Annotated in this window: 14 protein-coding genes; 2 read left to right on the top strand and 12 right to left on the bottom strand. The window is 56.3% G+C overall.

The annotated features are described in order from the left end of the window. Positions 1 to 200: 200 nt before the first annotated feature. Genes J2Z70_RS21865 through J2Z70_RS21845 form a run of 5 tightly spaced genes read right to left on the bottom strand, consistent with a single transcriptional unit; the run spans position 201 to position 9,231 of the window. Complete coding sequence (locus tag J2Z70_RS21865) at positions 201 to 3,398, bottom strand: alpha-mannosidase (protein WP_209876738.1); 3,198 nt, start codon at positions 3,396 to 3,398, stop codon at positions 201 to 203. A 3-nt stretch (positions 3,399 to 3,401) separates the two neighbouring features. Continuing rightward, positions 3,402 to 5,705 (bottom strand): glycoside hydrolase family 3 N-terminal domain-containing protein, encoded by a 2,304-nt coding sequence (locus J2Z70_RS21860; protein ID WP_209876736.1) that lies wholly within the window; start codon positions 5,703 to 5,705, stop codon positions 3,402 to 3,404. A 29-nt stretch (positions 5,706 to 5,734) separates the two neighbouring features. Continuing rightward, positions 5,735 to 7,351 carry an extracellular solute-binding protein gene (locus tag J2Z70_RS21855; protein WP_036730406.1) on the bottom strand — a complete coding sequence of 539 codons (1,617 nt, stop codon included), beginning with the start codon at positions 7,349 to 7,351 and terminating at the stop codon, positions 5,735 to 5,737. A gap of 37 nt (positions 7,352 to 7,388) precedes the next feature. Next, positions 7,389 to 8,300 (bottom strand): carbohydrate ABC transporter permease, encoded by a 912-nt coding sequence (locus tag J2Z70_RS21850; RefSeq protein ID WP_036694906.1) that lies wholly within the window; start codon positions 8,298 to 8,300, stop codon positions 7,389 to 7,391. 16 nt (positions 8,301 to 8,316) lie between these two features. Continuing rightward, positions 8,317 to 9,231, bottom strand: a complete 915-nt coding sequence (locus tag J2Z70_RS21845; RefSeq protein WP_235192024.1) for an ABC transporter permease — start codon at positions 9,229 to 9,231, stop codon at positions 8,317 to 8,319. 357 nt (positions 9,232 to 9,588) lie between these two features. Here J2Z70_RS21845 and J2Z70_RS21840 point away from each other — a divergent pair, with 357 nt between their 5' ends. Beyond that, entirely contained in the window at positions 9,589 to 12,345 is a 2,757-nt protein-coding gene (locus J2Z70_RS21840; protein ID WP_209876734.1) for an alpha-mannosidase, read from the top strand. A 27-nt stretch (positions 12,346 to 12,372) separates the two neighbouring features. Further along, positions 12,373 to 13,653, top strand: coding sequence for a glycoside hydrolase family 125 protein (locus J2Z70_RS21835; protein ID WP_051478414.1), 1,281 nt, complete (start codon positions 12,373 to 12,375; stop codon positions 13,651 to 13,653). A gap of 594 nt (positions 13,654 to 14,247) precedes the next feature. Here J2Z70_RS21835 and deoC read toward each other — a convergent pair. The 7 genes from deoC to J2Z70_RS21800 form a co-directional block, all read right to left on the bottom strand. After that, entirely contained in the window at positions 14,248 to 14,925 is a 678-nt protein-coding gene (gene deoC / locus J2Z70_RS21830; protein WP_209876732.1) for a deoxyribose-phosphate aldolase, read from the bottom strand. Positions 14,926 to 15,074: 149 nt separating this feature from the next. Next, a complete protein-coding gene (locus tag J2Z70_RS21825) occupies positions 15,075 to 16,784 on the bottom strand; it encodes a methyl-accepting chemotaxis protein (RefSeq protein WP_245368428.1) in 1,710 nt (569 codons plus the stop codon). Positions 16,785 to 17,065: 281 nt separating this feature from the next. Then, positions 17,066 to 18,520, bottom strand: a complete 1,455-nt coding sequence (locus tag J2Z70_RS21820) for a SulP family inorganic anion transporter (RefSeq protein WP_281068252.1) — start codon at positions 18,518 to 18,520, stop codon at positions 17,066 to 17,068. A gap of 41 nt (positions 18,521 to 18,561) precedes the next feature. Further along, positions 18,562 to 19,638 carry a bifunctional 3-deoxy-7-phosphoheptulonate synthase/chorismate mutase gene (locus tag J2Z70_RS21815; RefSeq protein WP_036730419.1) on the bottom strand — a complete coding sequence of 359 codons (1,077 nt, stop codon included), beginning with the start codon at positions 19,636 to 19,638 and terminating at the stop codon, positions 18,562 to 18,564. Positions 19,639 to 20,125: 487 nt separating this feature from the next. Beyond that, positions 20,126 to 22,402 (bottom strand): PAS domain-containing sensor histidine kinase, encoded by a 2,277-nt coding sequence (locus J2Z70_RS21810; RefSeq protein WP_245368442.1) that lies wholly within the window; start codon positions 22,400 to 22,402, stop codon positions 20,126 to 20,128. Between the two features lie 211 nt (positions 22,403 to 22,613). Next, positions 22,614 to 23,015: a response regulator gene (locus J2Z70_RS21805; protein WP_076084640.1), complete on the bottom strand. Its 402-nt coding sequence runs from the start codon at positions 23,013 to 23,015 to the stop codon at positions 22,614 to 22,616. Between the two features lie 150 nt (positions 23,016 to 23,165). Next, positions 23,166 to 23,840, bottom strand: a complete 675-nt coding sequence (locus J2Z70_RS21800) for a Na-translocating system protein MpsC family protein (RefSeq protein ID WP_036730423.1) — start codon at positions 23,838 to 23,840, stop codon at positions 23,166 to 23,168. Between the last annotated feature and the right edge of the window lie 49 nt (positions 23,841 to 23,889).

Genomic DNA, 23,889 nt, shown 5'->3' with positions numbered 1-23,889 from the left:
TGAACTTGAAGCTTGATCGTCACTGCGGTGAACATTTGGACTTTCGGCCGCTGTTGTGTTTGAATTTCCTGATTATAACCGCTCCTCGCGGTAGAAATCCGGTGACAGCTTATGCTTCCGATGCTAGCTTTCCTACGGAAAGCTTTCAGGCGGACGCTACCGCTCCTGCAGTTCCAAATTTCCCCTCCGCTTCTTTGCTTTCAGTTAATTTCATTCGTGCTTCTTTGCTTCCTGTCGTGCTTCTTATATAGCTTAAGCGTCTGGACCTCATAAGGCCGGAAGGACAGCGGGATCACACCGCCGGATGTCTCCACAGAGCCGGTCTTGCTCTCCAGCAGGTTGACCCGGCAGGCGCGGACGTCCTCGTCCTGCCAGTCCAGCGTGGCTGTCTCTCTGCTGCCTGCCGCCTCATACAGCCGGACAATCGTGCCACTGCCGTCCTCGGCAGGCTTGATCGTGTCCAGCATGACGTGCTGGCTCTGGAAGGCAAGCCAGGCATGGGTGCTTGGATAGCGGCCGGAATGTGCAGCTTCGCTAATGGCCAGCAACGGCTCATTCAGCTCCGCCGCTTCCCGTACCACATCGGCCTGCCGCCATTCTCCGCTGTGCGGATAGAGCGAATACGTGAATTCATGCTCCCCCTGGTCGGCATTACGGTCCGGCCAGCGCGGGGAACGCAGCAGCGAGAGGCGCAGCACTCCGTCATGGATGTCATAGCCGTATTTGCAGTCGTTCAGCAGGCTGACGCCGTAACCGCCCTCGGACAGATCGGCCCAGCGGTGCCCGCAGACCTCGAATTGCGCCTGCTCCCAGCTGGTGTTTCGGTGGGTCGGGCGCTCCAGCGCGCCGAACGGAATCTCATAGGTAGCCTTCGCAGCCACAATATCGACCGGAAAAGCAACCTTCAGCAGCTTATGCTGCTCCCTCCAGCTTACGCTGGTGCGGAAATCCACTCTGCGGCTGTTCCGGGGCAGTACGATCTCCTGCTCAATCTGTGATTCACCGAGCTGCCAACGGAACTTCAGCACGGTCTGCACAGGTCCGCTGCTGACTACCTCGCGGTCCAGCAGCTTCGCCTTGCCCGCAGGCTGCTGTTCATAGCGCGGGTCTATATCCCAGGCATCCCATAGCGGCGGGGTGTCATGATAGAACTGCAGCTGGTTGCCGGTCTGGCCGGGCTGGAGCAGCTCGCGGCCCGCGCTTGTGTCATACCAGCGGCTAATCTCGCCGTCTTCATTGAACTTCAGGATATAATGGTCCGTCTCCCATTGCTCCGGGAAGCCGTCTCCCGCAGCTGAATCAACCTGCCGCTCAAGCCTTACTCCGGCTGGCTCTGCAGCCTCCCGCAGCCAGATCGTCCGGCAGCCGAAGGCCGGTACCTTGCGGACCTCCACAGCCAGCGTGTAGCTGTCCCCGCCAGCCTCGGTGTTCCAGCATTCGCTCGCAAGCGGCCCATCTTCATCGAAGGCCTGCATAGCAGCCAGCTCAGGACCACCCTCCAGCCGGATGACCTCCGTCCGCTCCCAGCCCAGGCTGTTGAAGACCACATAAGGGCGGCCTTCGCCCGATGTATTCACCTCAGCCGCTAGAGCGTGCAGGGAGCGGTCCAGCACCTGCACGCCCAGACGGAATATCTCAGCGTATTCCTCACGCGAGGTTGTATACACCTCCGGGATGGAAGTCCCCGGAATGATGTCATGGAACTGGTTGAGCAGCAGCAGCTTCCAGCCCTCGGCCAGCTCCCCGGCGGGCAGCAGACGCTGCACATCCGCCTGATTCTGCTGCTCCAGCTTCAGAGCACCGTCCTTTTGCGCGAATACACTCCAGATCTCCGCCTGCCGGTATAAGACCTCCGCCTTGCGGTTGCTGCGCTTATTGAAGGCATGGGTCGTGAAGGTGCCCCGGTGCAGCTCCAGATAGAGATCGCCGTGCCACGCCGGAAGCTCCGGCTGACGCGCACCGATCTCCGAGAAGAACGCTTCGGCCGTAGAGAATCCGCTGACCGGCTGGCCCGGCGCGAGATCAGTACGGGTCACATATTCAAGCATCTCATGAGTGACTCCGCCGCCTCCGTCTCCGTGGCCATAGAGCAGCATAAGCTCATCATGTTCTTCCTTCTGGGCGTAGGCCTCCCAGTGCTCCTGCACATCCTTCGGATGGGTATGCTCGTTCACCCCGTGGTTCTGATAGGCCACGATCTTCGTCCCGTCAATACCAACCCAGTGGAACAGTGTATGCGGGAAGGGATTGGTATCATTCCAGCCCAGCTTGGTGGTCATGAAATAATCGATGCCCGCCTGCTTCAGCAGCTGCGGCAGGGAGGCGCAATAGCCGAAGGTATCCGGCAGCCATTCAATCGTAGAATGCTTGCCAAATTCCTTCATATAAAAGCCCTGGCCGTACAGCATCTGCCGGACCAGCGACTCCCCGCCGGGAATGTTTAGATCCGGCTCTACCCACATGCCTCCGACCAGCTCCCACCGGCCTTCAGCGATCCGCTCCTTGATCCGCCCGTACAACTCGGGATAATGCTCCTTGGCGAAGGCATAGAGCTGGGGCTGGCTCTGCGAGTACCGGAAGTCCGGGTACTTGTCCATCAGGGTGCAGACGGTGGAGAAGGTCCGGCTGACCTTGCGCACCGTCTCCCGGACCGGCCACAGCCAGGCCACATCAATATGCGACTGGCCGACCATATGCATCGTCCCGGGGTTCAGCCCTGCGGACCGTTCCGCCGCCGCAGCCGACCGTAGCTGCTGTTCCGCCGCAATCACGGCCTCAGAGTCCAGCAGCAGCTCCTCCTTCATATAGAGCGCGTCCATCACCCGCTCCAGCGCCTTAAGGCTGCGGATGCGGCGCATGTCGCCCTCCGGCAGCAGGAGGGCTGCTTCGTGTACGATTCGCACCGTATACAGCAGGCTGTATACCAGACGATTGACGCGCACAAGCTTCATTTCAATGCCTGTCAGCGGCGGCTTAATCACCGCCTGCCGGTTCAGCGGGTCCTCCGGCTCAGGCACCGGATCATATAGCTCGATGTCCAGCTTGAGGCATTCACCCGGAGCATAAGAGGGCAGCGGAATGAACCAGTGATTGCTGTCCAAGCCATGATACGGTGCTCCGCCCAGCTTCAGGAGGCCTTCCCCGCGTCCCAGATAGAGCAGCGCTGCTTCTTCCGGTCCCCAATCCCCCGGAACCGTAATCTCCCGCTGAAGGAAATACGTAGTACCATACCCGCCATCCAGCCGGGAAATGTTGTACTCCTGATGCAGCTCCTCCTCATGCTCATAGCAGCCCGGAGTGAGGTAACGGGATTTGCGCATCGTCCATTCCGCAAGCTCTATTTTCTCAGCCCACTGCCGCTTGGCCAGCCATCCGGTGAACCGCTCCATTCGCTTCATGACTTAGCCCTCCTCTCTGACCTGGAGCGGCGCGCTCAGATACTCTGCGGAGTGAGGGCCTGCCATCACCGCGAATTCTCCCGGCTCGACGATCCGCGTCAGATCCGCTGATACATATTCCAGCTCCTCCCGGCCTACACGGAACGTTACCGTCTGCGTGTCTCCCGGCTGAAGGCTGATTTTGCGGAAGCCCTTCAGCTGCTTCTCGGGCCGGGTAATGGAGGAGACCAAGTCGGAGATATAGAGCTGTACCACCTCACTGCCCGCCCGGTCACCCCTATTAGTCACATCCACGGAGACAAGCGCTTCTTCATCCGCAGAGATTACAGGAGGTTCCACCTTCAGGTTGCTGTACCCGAATTCAGTGAAGCTAAGACCATAGCCGAAGGGATATTCGGCGTGGAAGTCTGTCTCCAGATACCGTTTGCCTCTCGTCCGCCGCTTATAGTAATACACAGGAAGCTGGCCGACATGCTTCGGAACGCTGATCGTCAGCCGCCCCGAAGGATTCACCTCGCCGAACAGGATATCGGCAATTGCATGTCCGCCCTCCTGGCCCGGATACCACGCCTCCAGAATGGCGTCGGCGTGCTCTACAATCCAAGGCTCGGCAATCGGACGGCCGTTGATATAGACCACAATCAGCGGCTTACCCAGCTTGTGAAGCTCCTGCACCAGCTCAAGCTGCACACCCATCAGATTCAATGTGGCCCGGTCGATGCCCTCCCCGCTTTCCATGTCGCTCCAGGAATGTTCCGTCACGACAGAAGCGCCGGTGAGCAGATCAATCGTCCCCTCACCGAAGTCTCTAGCGCTGGAGCCGCCAATGGCCAGCACCACCGCATCGGCTTCAGCCGCACAGGCCAGCGCAGGGGCAAAGCCTTCGCGGGAATCGCCCTTGATCCGGCAGCCGGGTGCGTACAGGACCTTGTCCGCTTCGCCGCCCAGCGCCTGCCGGATGCCGTCCAGCACGGTAACAATCGCGCCTGCGGGCTGTGGCGAGGTGTAGTCGCCAAGCTGGTTGTACGGCGCATCCGCATTGGGTCCGATTACGGCAAGCTTGCGAATCTCCTTACTTAGCGGCAGCGCTGCGTTCTCATTCTTCAGCATGATGATGCTCTCACCGGCGATCCGCCTGGCTAGCTCCCGGTGCTCCGGCTTGCCGATGATTCTCTTAGCCTGCTCAGGATCGGCATAGGGACGGTCGAACAGCCCGAGCTTGAACTTCAGCTCCAGAATCCGTGCCGCTGCGCGGTCCAGATCAGATTCCTGCAGACGTCCGTGCTCGATCGCGGACGCGATATGCTGCTCGAACATCTCGCCCGACATCTCCATATCGATGCCGGCCAGCAGTGCCTGGGCTACAGCCGTTTCTCCGCTATCTGCGGTGTTATGACCATTCGTCAGCATGCCCAGCGCTCCGCAGTCCGTGATCACGAACCCGTCAAAGCCCCATTGCTCCCGAAGCACATCCTGCAAAAGATAACGGTTCGTCGTACAAGGTACGCCGTCAATCTCGTTGTACGCTGTCATAATGGACAGCGCCCCGGCCTCTACCGCCTTACGGAACGGCAGCAGATCGACCTCATGCAGCTCGCGCAGTCCCATATGCACAGGCGCGGAGTTCCGCCCGCCTTCCGAGCTGCCGTAGGCGGCGAAGTGCTTCAAGGTGGCCAGCACGGAATCCTCCGCGTCCAGCCGCTCCCCTTGCAAGCCCTTCACGGCCTCCACACCCATCGCCGCAATCAGGAACGGGTCTTCGCCGAAGGTCTCCTCCGTCCGGCCCCAGCGCGGATCACGCACCACATCAAGCACCGGCGAGTAGGTCGCCGCCCCGCCCTGGCTGCGGGTCTCCAGCGCCACCACCCGGCACATCTCCCGGTACAGCTCCGGGTTCCACATACTGCCCAGAGCCAGCGGAACCGGAAATACGGTTGCGCCGATTGCCATATGCCCGTGGGAGCATTCTTCGCCGAACAGAATCGGAATCCCGAGCCGGCTCTCCTGCATGGCGTAAGCCTGAATTGCATTAACAGCCTCCGCCCCCTCCTTCGGGGACAGGCCGGTCTCCAGCGTGACCCCGGTCCACGGGTCCGCACGCAGCGTCCCATACAGGGAGCCGACACCTCCGGCGGAAACCTGACGCTTGAAGGCTTCCGTCATGCCTGTTGTTCCGTCCTCGTGCTTCTCATAGCACTGCCAGCCGAAAGGCTGGACTAATTGTCCAGCCTTCTCTCCAAGCGTCATGCGCTGCAGCAGGTCCTGTACCCGATCCGCCACAGATTGTGTTTTATCCTTATAGATCATTTTTACAGCACCTTTCTGCCGGGCCTGATTTAGTTGGTTTTCCAGCGGTCATAGGCAGCCTGGTTAATCTCGGCTACACGTTCTCCGCCCATCTTCTTGACAGTGGCCACATAGTTATCCCAGCCGGTCAGCGGCTCGGCTCCGGTAATGAACTTCGCTTCCATCTGCTTCACATAGGTGCTCAGGTCCGAATTCAGACTGCTGATTTCCGTCTGCTCTTCCACAGTGAGGAACAGGGCCGGGAACGGAATGCGTGCGCCTTTATCCAGCAGCTTCTGCTTCGTCTCCTGCTCTACCCAGAGGTCAAAGTCCGTCTTCAGCCCCTTGTTAATGTCATCCATGGACAGGGTTGGGGCAGGAATACCGTAGTTCGGCGTCAAGGTGGCCCGGAAATCTTCCATTTCCTTGCCGTCCGGTACAGGCAGGTATTGCTTCACACGGTTGTCTTTGTCGGTGTACTCCCAGAGTGTACCCTCCGGCCCTTTGTTGAAGAACAAAGCTCCTTCATAGGAATAGAGGTAATCCACCCAGCGGAGCGAGGCTTCCGGTGCAGGATTGCTGTTCGTAATGGCGAATGCGCCTGTCGTAATTCCTCTGTTCTTGGCAATCGCCGGAGCGGACACCGATTCACTGCGCACAGGGGCGAACATCGGATCTGACGTGGACGGCTCTCCACCCTTCGTCATATAAGCGTGCCAGTCGGAAAAGAGCGCCACGCGGTTATTCTGCGCCTTGGCCTTCTTCTGCTCCGCCGTCTGCGAGAAGCTCTCATGATCCAGCAGCTCCTCGGACCATAGACGGTTCATATACGTCAGATACTCCTTATAGCCTTCTTCGAGCGGTGTATAGTGGACCTTATCCGCATCGTCTACATAGATTTCTTCTTCATAGATGCCAAAAGCGCCCAGCAGCCAGGTGCGGATATCGCGGAGGTTCGCGGCCGTTGTCGTCACTGAAGAGATCGGAATTTCATCGGCGGTTCCGTTGCCGTTCGGATCTTCCTCCTTCACGCGCTTCAGGTAGGTGTACAGCTCCTCGGTCGTTTCCGGCAGCTTATCGATGTTCAGCGCCTTCAGGAAGTCGCCGTTATACCACATCGGGTTGCGGTACCAGTGCTGGCTCATTTCCACCACCGGCAGGGAGTAGATATGACCGTCCGGGGCGGTAATCGATTTGCGCACATCCGGGTTCTGCTCCAACAGCGCCTTGAAGTTCGGGGCATACTCTTCGATCAGGTCCTCCAGCGGGATCAGAATCCCCTGTTCGCCGTAATTCATCTGCTCGGCAGTCGTCAGACCGGCCGCGTAGAAGATATCAGGGTAATCGCCGCTGGCGAACACCAGATTTTTTTTGGTATCGAAGCTGTCCTTCGGCGCATTTTTATATTCCATCGTAATCCCGGTCTTCTCCTTCATCTGCTGGAGCACCGGCATGTTCTCCCAGTTCTGGATGCCCACATCCGGGGCCATCATGGACAGAGTGATCGGCTCACTCACAATCGGGAAGCCTTCTTTGTTCACTGTAGCCTCTCCGGTACCCTTGTCCGTTTTACCTTCATTTGCCCCCGAGCTTCCGCAGCCTGCCAGCAGTCCAACAATCACAGCCGATGACAGCAGAATCTTCCATGGTTTACGTGTGATCTGCATTAATAATTCCTCCCTTAGGTTCATTACATTTTAACCTTTAGCCTTTCACAGAGCCAATCATGACCCCTTGCACAAAATAACGCTGCAGGAACGGGTAGACCGCTACAATCGGCAGTGTCGACACAACGATGACGCCATATTTGACCAGCGATGCTGTCTCTGCCTTATTATTCATGGCCATAGCTACCTCGCCGTTGATCGCAGCGCCTGTAGTTTCGGCCGACATTTCCTGCAGGACCAGAATCTGGCGCAGCACCATCTGCAGCGGATATTTGGCTTCATCATTCAAATAGATCAGGGACGGGAAGTAACTGTTCCAGTGTCCAACCCCGTAGAACAAGGCCATCACGGCGACAATCGGCGCGGACAGCGGCAGGATGATGCGGATGAACAGCTTCAGATTCGTACAGCCGTCGATGTGGGCCGCTTCCTGTAATTCTTTTGGAATGGTGGACTGGAAAAAGGTGCGGGCGACCACGATGTTCCACACCGATGCGGCCACCGGCAGGATCAACGCCCCCATGCTGTTAATGAGGCCAAGGTTCTTGACGAGCAGATACGTCGGCACCAGCCCGCCGCTGAAGAACATCGTGAACAGAATGAGGCCCATGAACAGCTGGCGTCCGACAAAATCAGACCGGCTGAGCGCATACGCAGCAGGCAGTGTAACCGCCAGATTAAGCAACGTGCCCACCGCTGTGTAGATGATGGTATTGAGATATCCGTTCCAGATCTTCGGGTTCTCGAACACCAGCTTGTAGCCGTCCAGCGTCACATTCTTCGGGAACAGCCACATCGCGCCCGAATTGACATCCTGCGGCGAACTGATGGACGCACTCAGGATGTAGATCAGCGGATAGAGGACCACTACCAGCGCAAGGCACAGATAGATGTAGGTGCTTATCAGAAACAGCTTATCTCCCCTGGATTCTTTCATCGCAGTAACCATAGACTTCAACTCCTTTCTACCAGAGGCTGTTCTCACTGGTGCGTTTGGCAATCCGGTTCACGGTAACGAGCAGTATTACATTGACTACCGAGTTGAACAATCCGACAGCCGTCGAGAAGCTGTACTGGGCGTTCACCAGGCCGGCGCGGTAGACATAGGTGGATATGACATCGGAGGCTTCCATGTTGAGCGAATTCTGCAGCAGCAGGATTTTCTCGAAGCCCAGGCCCAGAATGTTACCCATGTTCAGAATCAGCATGATCGTAATCGTGGGTATAATCGTCGGCAGATTGATATGCAGCACCCGCTTGATCCGGCTGGCTCCATCCACGATGGCCGCTTCATGCAGCTGTGGATCTACGCCGGACAGCGCTGCGAGATAGATAATCGTCCCCCACCCGGTGCTCTGCCAGACGCCTGAGAAGACGTATACCGTCTTGAACCAGGCCGGGTCGGTCAGGAACTGTGCGGGCTGGAAGCCCAGGAATTCAATCGCCCGGACAATCATTCCGCTGGAGGGCGACAGGAAGGTAATAATCATCCCCGCCATGACGACCACTGAAATGAAATGCGGCGCATAGGTAACCGTCTGGACCGACTTCTTGAACGGGCCGTTGCGGACCTCATTGAAGGCCAGGGCCAGAATGATCGGCAGCGGGAACCCGATGGCAAGCTCATAGAAGCTGATGCTGAACGTGTTCCACAGCAGATCCCAGAAGAAATAAGAATTGAAGAACCGTTCGAAATGGTCGAAGCCTACCCAGTCGCTGCCCGTAATTCCTTTAGAAGGTACGAAGTTTTTGAAGGCAATCTGAATGCCGTACATCGGACCATAATGAAAGATGAAGAAATACAGTAACGCGGGAAGCATGAACAGATAGAGCTCCCAATTCTGCCAGATTCGTTTGCCAAGGGACTTGTTCCCCTTCATTCTCCCACTCCTCTCTATGTTAGTTTTCATTACACATAAATCTGTATCCGCTTCGCATTCTTGCAATGGCCTTGCCTGCTAACGCTTACATCCCAAATTGTAGTGAAACTAAGCTGACACCGTAAATATGTAGGTTGTGCATTGTCATGTTAACGGACTGTAAAACCGCGCTGTTACGGGGCTTACGGGCTTAATAGCTTGTATGCGTTACCACTGGCTGACTGCGGTAAATGTGTGAATTATGAACCCTCCTCCCCCCTGCAAAAGTTACATATTGTGATCCCCGGGCAGGTATGCAAACATTTGCTACGAATGCCAACGCAACAACACCCGACTGACATATAGGAGGTTTCTGTCATGACCCGTACAACTGCCCACCTGATCTCACACACCCACTGGGACCGGGAATGGTATATGCCTTATGAGCGTCACCATGTGCTGCTGGCGAAGCTGATGAACGAGCTGCTGGAGACGCTGGAGCAGGACGAGCGCTACCGGTATTTCCACCTGGACGGACAGACCATTATTATTGAAGATTATTTGCAGGTGCATCCTGAGAAAAGAGGGCAATTGGAGCGGTTCATCCGCGAAGGCCGGATTGTCATCGGTCCCTGGTATGTGCTCCAGGATGAATTCCTGACCAGCTCCGAGGCCAATGTGCGCAATCTGCTGATCGGCCATCAGGACGCCGCGAAATATGGCGTGATCTCGAAGCTCGGGTACTTCCCCGATTCCTTCGGCAATATGGGCCAAGCCCCGCAGCTGCTCAAGCAGGCTGACATCGAGACTGCGGTGTTCGGCCGCGGCGTGAAGCCGACAGGCTTCGATAACATGGTCGGCGAGCTGAACAGCACCAGCTATGAGTCGCCATACTCGGAGATGTACTGGGAATCCCCGGATGGCTCAGCCCTGCTTGGACTGCTGTTTGCGAACTGGTACAGCAACGGGAACGAGGTGCCTGTAGATGCCGAGGACGCCAAGGCCTTCTGGGACAAAAAACTCGCGGATGCCGGCAAATATGCCTCCACCCCGGAGCTGCTGTTCATGAACGGCTGTGATCATCAGCCGGTGCAGCGTGATCTCGCGGATGCGCTGGAGACGGCCCGGAAGCTCTACCCGGACACGGACTTCGTCCATTCCAGCTTCGAGCAATACCTGAAGGCGCTGGCCCCTTCGCTGCCCGAGGATCTGGTTACCGTGCACGGCGAGCTGCGCAGCCAGCATACGGACGGCTGGGGGACGCTGGTGAATACCGCTTCCGCCCGCGTCTATCTGAAGCAGCTTAACCAGCAGGGCCAGACGCTGCTGGAGAAGGGCGCAGAGCCGCTGGCGGCACTGGCTTATCTGGTCAGCGGACAGGTCTACCCCCACGCGCTTCTGACCTACGCCTGGAAGACCCTGATGCAGAACCACCCGCATGACAGCATCTGCGGCTGCAGTGTGGATGAGGTTCACCGCGAGATGATCAGCCGCTTCGAGAAGAGCCGCCATGTTGGCGAAGCTATTATTGAAGAGAGTCTGAAGGCGGTATCCGCACAGATTGGAACCCGGAATGTTGCGGCCTGGGGCGAATCGGCCCGGCCAGTGACGGTGTTCAATACTACCGGCTGGGAGCGCAGCGGAACAGTTAGCGTGGAGGTGATCTTCGCCAAACGTTATTTCAAGGAAGGGCCGAATCCGGCGGCGATTGCCGAAGCGTTGGATCAGCTTCCGCTTGAGCTTTCGCGCGGGCGGCTAGTGGACGCTGAAGGGCAGACCGTGGCTTGCCGTGCGGAGGATCTGGGTACCCGATTCGGCTATGAGCTGCCGGAGGACCAGTTCCGCAAGCCTTACATGGCCCGGATGGTCCGGCTGACCTTCGAGGCTGCACAGGTGCCGCCGCTAGGCTACAGCACCTACGCCTGGGTAGAGTCGGCGGATGAGTCCGCCGGGACTGCTGCTGAAGGTCCGCTTAAGCTGCTGGAACAGGGAATGGAGAATGACTTCCTGGCTGTCCGCATCCGTGAGGATGGCTCTTATGATGTGGCCGACAAGCGGACGGGCCGCAGCTTCACCGGACTCGGCGTCTATGAGAACTGCGGCGATATCGGGAATGAATACGTGTTCCGCCAGCCCGAGGGCGATGCTGCACTGACGACCAAGGGCCTTGCCGCCCGGATCTCGCTGGCTGAGCATGAGCCTTACCGCATCACGTATGAAATCGTGCATGAATGGGCGATTCCCGCTTCCGCCGATGCTTCGTTCGAAGATGAGAAGCGCAGAATGGTGCCGTTCCGGCAACGCAAGGCCGGACGCTCTGCGGAGCAGGTGCCACTGCGGATCGTGACCCGGATCAGCCTGGAGACCAGCGGGACCGGCGTTCAGATCTCTGCCACGTTCAATAATCAGGCTAAGGACCACCGGCTGCGTGTGCTTGTCCCTACCGGGCTGGCGGCTTCCACCCTGCGGGCCGATTCGATCTTCGAAGCTGCTGAGCGTGAGATTGAGCCGGCAGAGGACTGGATCAATCCGAGCAATGCCCAGCACCAGCAGGCTTATGTCAGCGTGTCAGACGGCAGCGCCGGACTGCTGGTGGCCAACCAAGGGCTGAACGAATACGAGGTGCTGCGGGACGGCAGCAATACGATTGCTGTCACCCTGCTGCGCAGCGTATCGGAGCTTGGTGACTGGGGCGTGTTCCCTACACCGGAAGCCCAGTGCCTTGGTGAGCAGACCGTAGAGTTCGCGGTCCGTCCCTTCGCCGGGGATGCGGACTGGACGGAGGCTTGTGCCTGGGCCTATCAGTACCAGGTGCCTTGGTTCGCGGTCCAGACCGGCTGGCAGGAGGGCTCCCTCCCTGCTGTCTATCAGCCGCTGGAGTGGCAGGGCCGCACCCTGGCGCTGTCGGCCTTCAAAATGTCCGCAGACCATGAGGACATTATTCTGCGCTGGTATAATCTGACGGGAGCAGAGCAGGAGCTCGCGCTTACGCCGCATTTTCCGGTGAAGGCTGTCTATGCCAGTGATATTCTGGAACGGCGCAAACAGCGGGAAGCCCTGGATGAAGGCACTCTCCGCCGCTCTGCCGGCCCGGCTCAAATCGTCACCTATGCCCTGCAAACCGTACAACCCTAAATTGACTATGCCAGGAGGAGTTACACCATGAATCTGCCAGCTTCCATTACCGCCTATCTGAATGAGGCCGATGAACGGCTAGCGCATCACCCGAAACTGCAGCAGTTGTTCCGCAACTGCTTCCCGAACACACTGGAGACCACGACCAAGCTGCTGGATGACGGCACGACCTTCGTGTTCACCGGCGATATTCCGGCCATGTGGCTGCGCGATTCGACGGAGCAGGTGCGGCACTATATTCCTTTTGCCAAAAACGACCCTGAATTGCAGCGGATTCTCCGCGGCCTGATTGCCCGCCAGATGTTCTATGTGAATATTGATCCGTACACCAATGCCTTCAACGAGACGGCAAGCGACAAGCATTACCGCGATACGGACGACTGTAATCTGAATCCGTGGATGTGGGAGCGCAAATATGAGCTGGACTCCCTCTGCTTCGTCGTTCAGCTGGCTTATATGTACTGGAAGGAAGCGGAGCAGACCGATATCTTCGATGCCGCCTGCTACCAGGCGCTGACCTCCATCGTGAACACGATCGAGACCGAGCAGCACCACGGGGAGAAATCCCCTTACCATTTCATCCGCCAGACGCTCCAGGATACGGAGACGCTGCACAATAACGGACGCGGGATGCCGGTCAACTACACAGGGATGAGCTGGTCGGGCTTCCGTCCGAGCGATGACAGCTGCGAATTCGGCTACAATATTCCCTCGAATATGTTCGCTGTGGTCATTCTGGGGTATATCGGCGAGATAGCGAGCGAGGTCTACCAGGATGAACGGCTGGCGGCGAGAGCGGCGAAGCTGCGCAAAGAGATCGACTTCGGCATCCGTACCTATGGCATCGTGACCCATCCGAAATACGGCAGAATCTACGCCTATGAGACGGACGGCTACGGCAATTACTCACTGATGGACGATGCCGGAACCCCAGGGCTGATCTCTATTCCTTACATTGGTTATGTGGGCGTGGAGGACGAAATCTATCAGAACACCCGCCGGTTCGCGCTCAGCTTCGACAACCCCTTCTATTTCGAAGGCAAGCATGCCAAGGGCATCGGCAGTCCGCATACACCGGGCGGATATGTCTGGCATATGGCGCTCTCCATGCAGGCGCTGACGGCGGATAACGATGAGGAGATCAAGGAGCTGATCGATATGCTGATCCGGACCGATGCCGATACCGGCTACATGCACGAGGGCTTCCACCCGGATAACCCGGCCGACTTCTCGCGCGAGTGGTTCGCCTGGTCCAACAGCCTGTTCGCTACGCTGATCGGTAAGGCGATGGATAAGGGGCTGGTTTAGGGGGCTGGTCAAGAGCACGGCAGCCTCGTCATCCGCGCGGACTCTAACTGTAGTTTGTACAACTAAAATGGCGCAGAATCCGGCTTGAATCGGTTTAGTTGCAGTTTGTACAGCTATAATTCCCTACTTTCCGCAAAAGACGGCTAACCGCTGTTTTTAATTGTACCGAATACAGTTAAACCACTAAATCGGGGGTTTCAGCACAGTTTAGGTGTATGGAATACAATTAAGCGTACGTTCCAAGGTAGCCGCCTGCTCGAATAAGTGGGTAAGATCGCCGGAGAACCCTGAGCGGATAGCTCATCCTGCAACAAGCAAGTGGAATAACGTATCTTAATTCGCCGATATGGATGGAGTTACCGGCAACAGGTGGACAAACAGCAACTAATATAATTAGTTTATGCTACTTTGGATAAATAGGGAGAATTTAAGTGTTGTTTATCCAATTGCTGGTTCGGCAACGCTCATTCACTCAACAGCAGGTGGAGGAAATCCACCTATCATACTTCCTCTAAACACAAAACGGCTGCGGCTCCCTTGAAGGTTAACATCAAGGAGGCCGCAGCCGTTTCTATGTGTTTAACTCACCTAAGCTTAGTAGCCGCTCTGGCTCTGCTCGCCCTTGGCAATCGCTACGCCGCCGCTGGTGCCGATCCGGCTGGCGCCTGCGCCGATCATCACGAGCGCGTCTTCCGCGCTGCGGACACCGCCGGAGGCCTTCACGCCGATCTCAGGGCCGACGGTCGCCCGCATCAGAGCGATATCTTCCTTCGTGGCTCCGCCGGTCGAGAAGCCGGTCGAAGTCTTTACGAAGTCTGCGCCCGCTTCTACAGCAAGCTTGCAGGCACGGACCTTCTCCTCTTCAGTCAGCAGGCAGGCCTCAATAATGACCTTGGTCAGCGCTTTGCCGCGCGCGGCTTCGACTACTGCAACCATATCGCGCTTCACCAGCTCGTCATTGCCGTCCTTCAGAGCGCCGATATTAATGACCATATCCACCTCACCGGCACCGTTCGCAATGGCATCCTTCGTCTCAAAAGCTTTCGTCTCAGGCGTCGATGCCCCCAGCGGGAAGCCGATTACTGTACATACCTTCACTTCCGGTGTATCCTTCAGCACGGCATGCGCCGTTGCCACCCAGGCCGGATTCACGCACACAGAGGCGAATTTGTAGGCTTTGGCCTCTTCGGCAAGCTTGATAATATCGTCTTTCCGGGCATCCGCCTTCAGCAGCGTATGATCAATAATCCCGGATATTGTAGTGTCACTCATGTTCAATTCCTCCATATAATCGGTAATAGATGTTCACATCCCTTGTATCATACCAATAGTCGGACGCTTTTGAAAGCTGGAGGGCATAACCGCTGCTAATCCTGTATCCGCTCCGGGCAGTATAGATCAAGCGCACCGAACCCTTAGCCCTATACATTCACCTGCCGGATGGCCTCCCGCAGATCGCCTGTACTCGCGCTGACGCTCAGCGAAGCCTCGTAGACTTCTTTGATTCGCGCCAATTGCAGATCAGTCAGCTCACGGATCTCCCGGGTCTGCTCCGAGACCTCTCCGGCAATATCGGCCATGCTGCCCACCGCTGCCGCAACCTCCTCCGAGCCGGCGGAGAGCTGCTCAGCGGTCGCCGACACATCAATGATCTGTCCGGCTACCTCACGGAAGGCAGTGGAAGCCTCCAGCAGAGCAGCCTCCGCTTCGGCTGACATCCGCACCCCTTCCTGCACTTCAGCGGACGCTTCCGTCATCTGAACCCCGATGCTTGCCGAAGCCTGGCTGATGTGCAGCAGCAGCTCGGTCACCCGCTCGGCCGAGGCTGCGGAGCCTTCCGCCAGCTTGCGTACTTCACCGGCTACGACAGTGAAGCCTCTGCCGTGCTCCCCCGCACGCGCCGCCTCAATGGAGGCATTCAACGCCAGCAGCTTCGTCTGATCCGCAGACTGCCTGATCGCAGCCAGCGCACCTTCAATCTCATCCGTGTACCCTTGCAGCCGCAGCACAATATCCAGCGTCTCCCCGGTGGATACAGAGATCGATTTCATCTGCTGATTGGTGTGGTTCATCGCCGTCTGTGACGCCTCTGCAATGTCCAGCGCCTTGACTGCGAATTCCGAGACCGCTGCCGAGGCCTCCGAGATGCGCGAGATGCCCAGCGCCATCTCATCCATGGCTACTGCGCTGCTCTGTGCGCCTTCCGTCTGTGAGTTAGCCCCGGCATGGATATTGCTGATTCTGCCGCTCACCGTCTCACTCATCTTCAGCACATCATCGGCATTCCTGGCGAAGGTCTCGGAGGAGCCGTAGAGACTGTCAGATGCGGTAGACACCCCGGATACCATCCCTTTCACTCTGGCATTCAGATCCCCTGACATCTGGAGCATCGCCTGATAAGCCCTGCCAATCTCATCCCGGGAGTTGACCGGACGGGCATGCAGGATACGGGCTGCCCCGGCGAGATCCCCTTCAGCCATCGTGCCCGCGCTCTCTGTAATCGTCACCAGCGGACGCAAGGACCGGGAGACGAACCAGGCCAGCACCGCGAGTGCGCCCAGAGACAGAGCTAGAATAATACTATAGAGCGGCAGGCTCTCCATCAGGACATCACGGGTCAGCGTACTCAGCACAGCAACATCGGTATCAATGCCCAGCGCCCCGACCAGCTTCCCGCCGCTGTCCTTCATAGGAACGAATGCTGAGATATAATCCCCGTATTCGGGATTGCTGATCAGCGGCGTGCTGGCATTCTCTCCGGCAAGCACAGCCGTAACTGCGGCCGCTGGCATATCAGTACTCTCATTAATCCCCGAAGCCAGCGGGTCTCCCTCCGGCCTGCCGTCAATCATCAGCTGCGGCTGGCGGGCATCATCAATCCGCACAAAATATACATAACGGGCACCAATCGACTTCCGGAACTGATCCAGTTCATTGCGGAGCGACCAATACAGGTCCGACTCCTGCGGATCTGCCAGGAATTCACTGTAGCGCCCGGCATCAATCTGCGTCACATAATGGCTGGCAATACTCATGTTGTAGCTGCTGATCGTCCCTTTGACCGCTGATCCGGTGTTCACCCACTGAATGGCGGCATTGCCTGCTGTAATGCAGAGAATCACTATGGTCATAACACAGAGAATACGGGCAATCAGTCTGGTTCGGATAAAAGAAAACATGGAGGCCTTCCCTTTCGCGCATCACAATTGCGTGGTTATAGTAGGGCCATCCGAAGAAGCAATGACAAATGTCCCTCTACCGGAAAATTTCGACAAACTTTTCAAAAACCCTTTTCCAAAGACGGCGTAGACGATTAAAATTTGTAGGATGAATCCTTTACATTATTAATTGTCAAAAAAAGACTGCTTCTGAAGCCTAATCGCTCCAAAAACAGCCTTCTGTCCTTGATCCGTCAATGGCCGCCCGAAGACGACAATCCAACCCGCTGCACCAGCCGGGCACTTTCTTCATTTAGACCCGTGAGAGTGACCTTAGTACCCAATGCCGCGTATTTGTCCATCGTCTTGGCAATGGCCCCCACCGCCGACTGATCCCACACATGGGAACGGCTGAAATCGATAATGACCTGCGCCGGATCACTGTCATACATGAATTCATTCACGAAATGGCTCGTGGTTCCAAAGAATAGCTGGCCCGATACCCGATAAGTCGTTACAGATGCCGTAGTATGAACATTCAGCTGAAGGGAAGCGATTTTCCAGGCAAAAGACAAAGCACTCAGCAGCACGCCGAACAGCACGCCGATCGACAGGTTATCGGTAGCTACTACTGTAACCACAGTGACCACCATAACCAGGGCATCGCTTAGCGGAACTCTCCGCAAGGAGGTCAGGGACTTCCATTCAAAGGTGCTGATGCAGACCATAATCATTACACCGACCAGTGCGCCCATAGGAATCTGCTTAACAACATCACCCAGCACAAGAATCAGGAACAATAGGAAGATCCCGGAGACAAAAGTGGACAAGCGTGTCCGTCCGCCCGATTTCATATTGACCATCGACTGGCCGATCATCGCGCAGCCAGCCATGCCTCCAAAGAAGCCGGTCACGATGTTGGCCAGCCCCTGCCCCTTCGCTTCCCGGTTCTTGTCGCTGCCGGTGCCCGTGATATCATCAATCAGCGTGGCTGTCATCAGCGATTCCAGTAATCCGACGACCGCGAGTGAGAGCGAATACGGCAGTATAATCAGCAGTGTATCCAGCGTCAAGGGAAGGCTCGGCAGATGGAATACCGGCAGCGCTGAAGTAATAGTCCCCATATCGCCCACGGTTCTTACATCCAGACCCAGCACAATGCTGAGGACCGAGACTACGACAATGGCGACCAGCGCCGATGGCACCGCCTTGGTGATCCGGGGAACCGTATAGATGATGACCAGCGTAAGAGCCACAAGTGCGTACATGATCCAGCCCTGTCCCTCAAAATGCACGAGCTGAGCCATAAAGATCAGAATCGCCAGCGCGTTGACAAAGCCGGTCATGACCGGCTGCGGCAGGAAGGTGATGAACCGGCCCAGCTTCAGCAGCCCCATCACAATCTGCAGGATGCCAGCCAGCACCGTAGCCGCGAACAGATACTCAATGCCGTGCGACAGCACCAGGCTGCCGACCAGCAGGGCCATCGCTCCTGTCGCCGCCGAGATCATCCCCGGCCGCCCGCCGGCGAAGGCTGTTACAATAGCGATACAGAAGGAGGCGTACAAACCAACCATAGGGCTTACGCCAGCAAGGATGGAGAAAGCAATCGCTTCAGGAATTAAGGCAATAGCCACGGTCATGCCCGATAAAATATCACTCCGTGTGTTGGAGAACCAACCGTTGTTGTATGAGACGATTTGCTTCAAAATTTCAGTTCCTCCTGTTACCTGAATTCACCCTGTTTCACTTAACGGTATAATCCGGAGGCCTTCACCTCATTGAAGAAGGTGTTGAACTCCTCAATATTAAGCTGCTGCGCCGCATCAGACAAGGCTGTAGCCGGATCAGGATGCACCTCCACCATAATACCGTCGGCTCCGGCAGCAAGCGCAGCCTTGGCACACGGGATCAGAATGTCCTTGCGTCCGGTGGAATGGGTGACATCGACCAGCACCGGCAGATGGCATTCCTGCTTAAGAATCGGCACCGCCGAGATATCCAGCGTATTGCGCGTCGACCGCTCATAGGTGCGGATACCGCGTTCAATCAGCATAATCTCCATATTGCCGCGGGACATAATATATTCTGCCGCATGGACGAATTCATCCAACGTGGCGGATAGTCCGCGCTTCAGCAGCACCGGCTTGTTCACTTCCCCTACCGCCTTAAGCAGCTCGAAGTTGTGCATGTTCCGCGCGCCGACCTGAATGACATCCACATAATCCAGCGCTTCTTCAATATGCCGGGGATCGACAATCTCACTGATCGTCAGCAGCCCGTATTCATTCGCCGCTTCACGCAGAATCCGCAGCCCATCCATGCCCAGTCCCTGGAAATCATAAGGGGAGGTCCGGGGCTTGAAGGCGCCGCCGCGCATAACCTTGACGCCTGCCTTCTGCAGGGCCGCAGCCACCGTACGGGTCTGCAGCTCGCTCTCCACCGAACACGGGCCAGCTACCATCAGGGAGGATAATCCGCCTACTGTAACGCCGCCCGGCAGCTCAATAACTGTATCCTCCGCATGGTCTTTACGCGCTACCAGCAGGGTTTTCTTATGCTCCGTACTTTGCAGATCAAGCGAAGCTGAGAAAATCTGCTTGAACAGCGTACGGATGGTTCCATTCGTGAACGGTCCTTTATTGCCTGCGACCATTTTCTCCAGCATCGCCTTCTCCCGTTCAGGATCGAACTTCGGCACGCCCTGCTTCTCTTTGAGCACCCCAATCTCCTGAACGATTCCGGCACGCTCCGAGATCAGCTCCAGCAGCTGACCGTTAATCTCATCCAATCTTGCTCTCAGATCATCCAATTCGACATTACTCATTCCAAGACACTCCTTTGTGATATTAATAGTTAAGGCTATGAACGAACGCAAAAAGACCCCCCGCCGCAAGGGACGAGGAGCCGTGGTACCACCCTTATTTAGAACTGAATCCTGCTGACGCATCAGCACATGACGGCATACCTGAAGGATACCGGCCAGTCGATTCATTCTGTCTTACATCCGTTAACGCAGGAAGCGGGCCACCCTACCCATAACTGCTGCAGCAGTGTACTTCAGGGACCGACTCGGAAGTGAACTTCGGCACTAAGCGTCTAATGGGGTGCTCTCAGTCTCCGGCACGCCTTCCCTGTTAAAATACGCTATGAAGTGCTTACTCTCTTCGTCATTGTCATTACAAGGTATATCGGTGCTGCTTATGCACCAGTTTCTGCTATCTTAATCAAAAAGACTTCCATATGCAAGACATCACAGCACTGCATTGCAGCTTTAACTCAGCATTGTGATTATTTTGTGAAGAGAGGTCTGCTTATTCCTGTTCCGCAAAAAATTTCCCGATTACTTGGGCAATGCTGTCGCTTCTCAGCGGCTTACTGATATACTCATCCATCCCTGCTTCAAGGCATAGCTCCCGGTCGCCCTTGAGCGCGTTGGCCGTCACTGCAACAATGACCGGCTGCTGGTCTGCCGGCTGCTCTGCCCTAATGGCAGCTGTGGCCTCCAGGCCGTTCATCCCGGGCATCTGCACATCCATGAAGATCAGATCATAGCCATGCCGGGCCGTCATATCGACCGCCTGCCGCCCATCCTCGGCCACATCGACGGCGAAGCCGCGCTTCTCCAGGATTTTGCGCAGGACGATCTGGTTGATCACATTGTCCTCGGCTACCAGAATATGCAGGGACCGGCCTTCTGATTGCAGCTCCGGCAGGTTCCCCTCCGGCCCGTCAGCCGGAAGCGACTGCGCTTCTGTCCGGAGGACCACGGTGAACACAAAGGTCGCCCCCTGCCCGGCTGCTGTATCCAGATAGATCTCTCCGCCCATCCGCTCGACCAATTGCTTGCTGATCGCCAGCCCCAGACCGGTGCCTTCACCCTGGCGGCCCCTGAAATGCTCCATCTGATAGAACGGCTCGAACAAGCGGCTGCGGGCCTCCTCGGGAATCCCGCTCCCCGTATCCGCCACGGTGAACTGGAGCGTTACGCCTGCCAGGCCATCGGCAATGCGTTTCACGCTTACCTTTACCCCGCCGGTACAGGTGAATTTCACGGCATTGCCGGCCAGATTGAGCAGCACCTGCTTCAGCCGCTCCCCGTCCCCGATCAGCCGCTGCGGCACATCCGGCTCCGTCTCCACGCTGAGGGTCAGCCCTTTGCGCTCCGCCTTGAGCTGAAGCAACTCCAGTGCGGAATCCATACAGTGCCGGAGGATGAACGGCTCGTCTTGGAGTGAGATTTTGCCTGCCTCAATCTTGGAGAGATCGAGAATGTCATTGATGATATTCAGCAGGGATTCACCGCTCTGGCGGATAATCTCCAGGAACTCCCGCTGCTGCGACCCCGGCTCACTGCTCTCCAGCAGCAGGTCGGTCATCCCGATCACCCCGTTCATCGGAGTACGGATTTCGTGGCTCATCATAGCCAGGAACTCACTTTTGGCGCGGTTCGTATTCTCTGCGGTCTCCTTGGCAATCAGCAGCTTCTTCTGCTCGGTAATATCCTTGACGATAATATAAAAGCCTACGGTAGACTGGTTGATAATAATCGGCGCAAGGGTAGTCAGGACCTCCACAGAATGCCCGTCCTTATGCCAGATCAGGTTGATATCCTGTCCCACGGAGCCGCTCCTCCTGCGGGGACCGAGTACATTCTGCAGCTGCCGCTCGCCGATGATCCGGCTGACACTCATGCCCACCATCTCAGGGATCGTATACCCCGTCAGCCTTACCGCCTGTTCATTCCCGTTAATAATATGGCCTTCCAGGTCCAGCGATATGATCGCGTCATGATTATATTTCTTCAGCGAGGTATAACGCTCGACCGATTCCTGAAGCTTCTGCTCCACAATCTTGCGCCGGGTCACATCGCGGCCGACAGCCAGCACCCCGCGCTCCCCGCCGTCTTCCACCGTTCTCAGAGAGAATTCAATCCAGATATATTGGCCGTTTGCATGTAATATCCGCAGCTGGACATCAGGCGAGTCAGCCATCTGCTGCGCACTGATTAAGGCCAGATCCTCAGAATGAACCAGTCTGCTGTTATCCCGGCCGATCAGCTCCTCGGGTCTATACCCGAGCACCTCTTCCACTGAAGGGGAGCAATAGCGGCAGACTGAACCCGGCGCAGCATAGTACACAATGTCCCTGATGTTGCCGGCAATCAGCTCGTACAGCCGCTCAGACGTCCCGGGACATGTCTCCACCGGTGCCGTAAACGGCCTTCCAGCCAAGTGAACGATATAATACAGCCCCTCTCCCGTCGAAGGCTCGCTCACCCTCGCCACATGCAGCAGCACCGGAACCGCAGAGCCATCCGCATGGCGCAGCTTAATTTCGGCTTCAAAAAAAGGGGCTGCTCCTGTCCTGAGGCTCCCCATCCTGTAACTATGTATGTGCAGGCTATCTTCATCCCAGAACGCTTGGAAGCTGCGTCCCAGCAACTGTTCTTCGGAATATCCGAGCAAGAGGGTTACCGCCGGATTCACTTTCATCCATTCTTCAGCCATGGAGAGAAAGGCTACTCCGGCAGTTCCTGTCTTAAATGCCTGTTCAAATGGAGAAGACGTCTCCGTATGCTGCCCTAGCATAAGATCCACCGCCCGTTTGTGAAGTATTAGATGCAATTGTTTTATATTAAATCTGCAATATAAATATCTTGCATAATCGGGCGAAAGTCAAATCATTATGTCGAATACAGACAATTCCTTATTCAGCGGATTACAGCAGCCCGTGAACCCGCCGCCAGACAGAGATCTCCCCAGTTCCCCACCTTAATGAATCCCCTGTTGCTATTTCAAGCTAAATCTTCTGCAGGTCTTCTCCGTAGAGCAGCCTCTTCACGGTTTCGGTGAACGCTTTAACCTGAAAGGGCTTGGTGATATATTCGGCAAAGCCCTTCTTCCGGGCCTTCTCAATATCCGAGCTTTGCGCAAACGCACTCGTCGCCAGCACCGGAATATGACAAGTTGCCTGATCCTGCTGCAGTATTTCCAGAGCTTCATACCCGTTAAGTCCGGGAAGCCCGATGTCCAGGATGATCAGATCCGGCAGAGCTTCCCGCGCTATTTGCAGTCCAAGCTCTGCCGTTTCAGCCTTCAGCAGCAATACGGAGGGCAGATTTCTTTTGAAGATATGGTGTACTAAGGCCATATTGAGCTGATTATCTTCTACATATAATACCGTCCACTTACACTCCTCCATCCAGCTTATCCTCCTAAAAAGTCTCAGCACCCCTAACGGCAGATGGGCAGAAAATAAAAAAACCGAAGAAAGGGACGATTCCCCCTTCTTCGGCTCATGTTCGGCTCATTTGCATGTCCGACTCATTTCCACCTCATATATGGTTAGACTTTAGTGAAAAGTATAGGCTATCACGCTGGTATCTTTGTCGAAATCCCAATCCACATAAATATCCGCCAGCTCTTTGCCGAGCATCGGGGCTATCGTGGTGGTATCCTCCAAATATCGTTTCTCCATCTTGCGCTTGGTGGTCTTCAGTGTATTCTCGTAGCCGAGGCCAATCAATTCCTTCTCCAAAGGAATCATGATGCCTTCGCGCTTGATAATCAGAATGCGGGGTCCCAGCCACCAGGAGTCTGTATGGACCGGTTCCTTTTGGACCTTCCTGGTCACCTCGTTAATCTGGGTATGGACTTCTTCACGCCCGGCATAGTCATCAATTGGTACGTCGTCATTCTTGATGAGTGCCACGATCATACCCGATGCATTATGAATGCCCCAATCATAAAAAAGCTCGCCGACCTCAATAGCCAGGCTCTCCTTCAGGTATGCTGCAAGCTCGGGAAGCAGGGACTTCATCAGAAGCTCCCGTGTATAACGAAACGCCTGTTCTTCTTCCTTATTCAATAAAAACCTCTCCACAGGTCCGATGAAATTACGGATATGCAGTGCTATACATTGCTCCCCGATAGAGGCATGTATCGATTCAGGTCCCTTCCCGAAGCGTTCCCGCAGTAGCCTTCCTGTGAAACTGGAAAGTTGGCTAGTAAGTTCTGTAGTGCTCATTCAATTTCCTCCAGCATAATATTCTAGTGTCTGTGTGTAGATTTGGGGA

It is taken from the genome of Paenibacillus silagei (assembly GCF_017874735.1).
GTDB lineage: Bacteria > Bacillota > Bacilli > Paenibacillales > Paenibacillaceae > Paenibacillus_AQ > Paenibacillus_AQ silagei.
This window is presented reverse-complemented; position numbering and strand designations above follow the sequence as displayed.